Source organism: Streptomyces bobili (assembly GCF_002154575.1).
In the GTDB taxonomy this organism is placed as follows: Bacteria; Actinomycetota; Actinomycetes; order Streptomycetales; family Streptomycetaceae; genus Streptomyces; species Streptomyces bobili.
Map to the genome: position 1 here is coordinate 1 of NZ_MUBA01000184.1, position 4,477 is coordinate 4,477.

The following is a 4,477-nucleotide window of genomic DNA, read 5'->3' on the forward strand; positions in this document are numbered from 1 at the left end:
GACTGCGTCACCGAGGTCCCCGCGGACCGCTGGAACGCCGACGCCCTGTTCGACGCGGACCCGGCCGCACCGGGCCGCAGCCACAGCCGCTGGGGCGGCTTCCTGTCGGACGTGGACTCCTTCGACTCAATGTTCTTCCAGATCGCGCCCAGGCAGGCCCGCACGATGGACCCGCAGGAGCGGCTCTTCCTGGAGACGGCCTGGTCGGCGCTGGAGAACGCCGGCTACCCGCCGTCCCGGATCCCGGCGCCCCGCCACGGCGGCCAGGGGCACGACGTCGGTGTGTTCGTCGGCGTCATGTGGGACGACTACGCGATCCTCGCCGCCACCGAGTCGGCCCGCGGCAACCACCAGGTCGTACTGGCCAACCGTTCCGGCCTGGCCAACCAGGTCTCCTACTTCGGCGACTTCCGCGGCCCCAGCGTGGTGATCGACACCGCCTGCTCCGCGTCCCTCGTCGCGGTGCACCAGGCCTGCGAGAGCATCCGCCGTGGCGAATGCTCGTACGCCATCGCCGGCGGCGTCAACGTCGCCGTGCATCCCGACAAGTACGTGCACCTCAGCCACAAGACCATGCTGTCCGCCGACGGCCGCTGCCGGGCCTTCGGCGCGGGCGGCACCGGGTACGTGCCCGGCGAGGGCGTCGGCGCGGTGGTGCTCAAGCGCCTGTCGGACGCGGTCCGCGACGGCGACACCGTGCACGCCGTGGTCCGGTCCAGCGCCGTCAACCACGGAGGCCGGACCAGCGGCTACACCGTGCCCAGCCCCCAGGCCCAGCAGGCGCTGGTGGAACAGGCGCTGGCCGCCGCGGGCATCGACGCCCGCACCATCGGCTGTGTCGAGGCGCACGGCACCGGCACCGCACTGGGCGACCCGATCGAGCACACCGCGCTGGCCCAGGCCTTCGCCCGGCACACCGGCGCCACGGGCTTCTGCGCGCTCGGCTCCGTGAAGTCCGCGATCGGTCACCTGGAGGGCGCCGCCGGGATCGCCGGACTCACCAAGGCCGTCCTGCAGCTGCGCCACGGCACACTGCTGCCCACGCTGCACGCCGAGGAACTCAACCCGGTCATCGACTTCGACAGCTCACCGTTCACCGTGCAGCGGGAGACGGCGCCGTGGCCGCGCACGTACGACGGTGACGGCCGTCCGCTGCCACGCCGCGCCGCCGTCAGCTCGTTCGGGGCGGGCGGAACCAACGCGCACGTCGTCGTGGAGGAGTACCTGACCCCCGAGCCGGCCCCGGCCGGGCCGGAGCAGGCGGAGCTGATCGTCCTGTCCGCCCGCGACGAGGACCGGCTGCGCGCCCGCGCTGCCGACCTGGGCCGTGCTCTGGCCGAGCCGGGTGCCCCGAGGCTGGCCGACGTCGCCCACACCCTGCGGGTGGGCCGCGAACCCCTCGCCGCACGGCTGGCGTTCGTCGCCGCCGACCTCGCGGACGCGGCAGGCAGGCTCGCCGCCGTCGGCCGGGGCGAGGACGGCCAGTGGTTGCACCGGGGCCGGGTGGAGCAGCACCCGCCGCTCGGCGGCCTGCTGACCGACGGCATCGGTGGCGAGGACTTCCTCGCCACCCAGATCACGGCCGGCGCCGACGACCTCCTCGGCCGGCTGTGGGTCTCGGGCGTCACCGTCGACTGGGACCTGCTGCACCGCCTGCGCCCCGCCGAGCGCCGCCGGGTGCCGCTGCCGACGTACCCCTTCGAGCGGGTACGGCACTGGCTCGACACCACGCCCGTCGCCGCCCCCGCGCCGGGCCCGCGCCGGTGGGAGCGCCGGCTCGCCGCCGACGAGCCGGTGCTGCGCGACCACGTGGTCGACGGGCGCCCCATCCTGCCCGGCGTCGGCCACCTGGACCTGGTCGCCGAGGCGAGCGGGGGACTGGCGGGGCGGGCGTGCGTGGACGTCCGGTGGGTCGTCCCGCTGGCCCTGAGCGGTGCCGAGGAGACGGTGGCGGTGGCCTTCGACGGCGACCGGTACGAGATCCGCGGCGCCGACGACGGCGTGCGCTCCTACGGCAGCCTCGCCGCCGCCCCGCCCGCGCCCGCACCCCTCGACGTCACCGCGCTGCGCGCCCGCCTGGACGAAGGCCCGGCCGAAGGTTCCTTCTACCGGGCGCTGGCCGGGCAGGGACTGCCCTACGGGCCGTTCTTCCGCCGCGTCCGGCAGGTGTGGACCGGCCGGGACGAGGTGCTCGGCCGGATCGGCGAGTCCGCCGGCGACGACCCGGCCCACGCCCTGCACCCGGGTGTCCTGGACGCCGCCCTGCACACCGTGGCCGCCCTGCTGGTCCGCCGCCGGGGCGAACACGCCCCGCCGATGCTGCCGTTCGCGGCCGACCGCGTCGAGGTGTTCGGCGCCGTCCCGCCGACCGGCTGGTCGTACGTCCGGGAGAGCGGAACCGACCGGTGGGAGGTGCTGCTCTGCGACGACACCGGCGCGGTACGGGTGCGGTTCGAGGGCCTGGCCTACCGCGGGGCCAAGCCGGCCGCGGTCGTCGTGCACCGGCCGGTGTGGACCGCCCGGCCCGCCGAGGAGCGCGCCTCGGCCGCGCGCAGCGTGCTGCTGGTCGGGGAGCGGCTGGACGCCGAGCCCGCCGTCGGCATCGCCGGCGCCCACCACGGTGCCGACGTACGACGGCTCCCGGTCGGCCCCGGTGGCCTCACGGACGACGATCTCGACCGCGCCCTCGCCGGATCCGGCACACCGGACCTGGTCTACTTCCTCGCCACGGCCCCCGGGCGCGAGCCCGCCGGCCGCGCCGAGCTGCGCGCCCTGACCGACCGGGGCCCGGTCGCCCTGTACCGCCTGGTGCGGGCGCTGGCCCGGCACGGTCTGCTGGAGGGCGGGACGCGCCTGAAGGTCGTCACCACGGACGTCCACCCGCTGGAGGCGGGCGACGACTCCTCCCCGTGGGCCGCCGGGACCCTCGGCCTGGCCGGCGTCGCGGCCAAGGAGTTCCCCGCGTTGCGCGTGGCGATCGTCGACGTACGCGCGGCGGAGGCCGCCCAGGCGGCCGACGCGATCGTGGCCGAGCCGTTCCCGGCCCGGCCGGTGCCGGTGTCGCTGCGCGCGGGCGTCCGCCGGGTGCGCACCCTGGAGCGGGTCGAACTGCCCGCTGCCGCACCCCGGTTCCGCCCCGGTGGCGTCTACCTGGTCGTCGGCGGGCTCGGCGCCGTCGGCCGGGACACCTGCCGGCACCTGGCCCGCGCCTACGGAGCGAAGCTGGTCGTGGTCGGCCGCTCCCCGCTCGACGAGCCCCGGCGGCAGACCGTCGCGGAGCTGGAGAAGGCGGGCGCCGAGGTCCGCTACCTCGCCCTCGACGCCACCGACCCGGACGCGCTGAAGGAGGCCGTCGAGCTCGCCGTACAGGAGTTCGGCGCCCTGCACGGGGTGATCAGCGCCGCGATGGTGCTGGTCAACCAGGTGCTGAGGGAGCTGCCGGAGGACAGGCTGCGGGCCGCCCTGGAGACCAAGACCGAATCCACCTGGAGCCTGCTGCACGCGGTGCGCGAGGTGCCGCTGGACTTCGCGCTCCTCTACTCGTCCGGCGCGGCCTTCGAGGGCAACCACGGCCAGGCCGGTTACGCCGCCGGCTGTACCTTCGCCGACGCCTGCGCCCTGCACGCCGCCCGCACCCTGCCCTTCCCGGTGCGTGTCCTCAACCTCGGCTACTGGCACGCGGGCGGCGACCCGGAGCGGGAGCGGGTGCTGCGCCGCTTCGACGCCGCCGGCATCCGGCCGCTGAGCGCCGAGCAGGGCATGACCGTCGTCGAGCGGACCCTCGCGGCGGGGCTGCCCCAGGTGTTCGCCCTGGAGGCGGACCGGCCCATCCTGGACAACCTCGGCATCGACCCCGACCGCACCCTGCGCGTGCTGCCGGGCGGTGCGCCGGACCCGCTGCCGAAGGTCCGCTTCCCGCAAGCGCCCGGCACCGACCCTGAACTGGCCGCGTACCAGCGTGCGGTGGCCGAGGCGGAGGAGCTGGCGCTGCGCCTGCTGGCGTCGGTGCTCGACCGGGCGGGCCTGTTCGGCACGGGCGAGGCATCCCGTGAGGAGCTCACCGCCCGCCTGGGCGTGGTGCCCGAGCACGCCGCCCTGTTCCGGGCGCAGCTGGAGATGCTGGCCGAGGCGGACTGGCTGACCGCCACGGCCGGCGGCCGGCTGCGCCCGGCAGGCCGCAGAACCGCGCCCGAGGACGAACTCATGGCCGACCTCGATGGATTGACGGACCGTCATCCGGCCCTGGCGCCGGTCCTCACACTCCTCGGTGACTGCCTGACCGCGCTGCCCGACGTGCTCACCGGCCGCCGCCCGGCCATGGAGGTCCTCTTCCCCGACGGCTCCGCCGAGCGGGTGGCCGCCGTCTACCGGGGCGACCCGGTCACCGACCGCTGCAACAGTGAGGTGGCACGGCTGGTGGCCGAGCAGGTCGAGGCCCGCCGGGCCGCCGACCCCGCCGCACCGGTGCGGATCCTGG

At 76.1% G+C, this 4,477-nt stretch carries 1 protein-coding gene; it reads left to right on the forward strand.

Features of this window, described 5'->3' with window-relative positions:
• Positions 1 to 4,477: type I polyketide synthase (locus tag BZL64_RS15860; protein WP_143663162.1), on the forward strand; the 4,477-nt coding region annotated here is incomplete at both ends.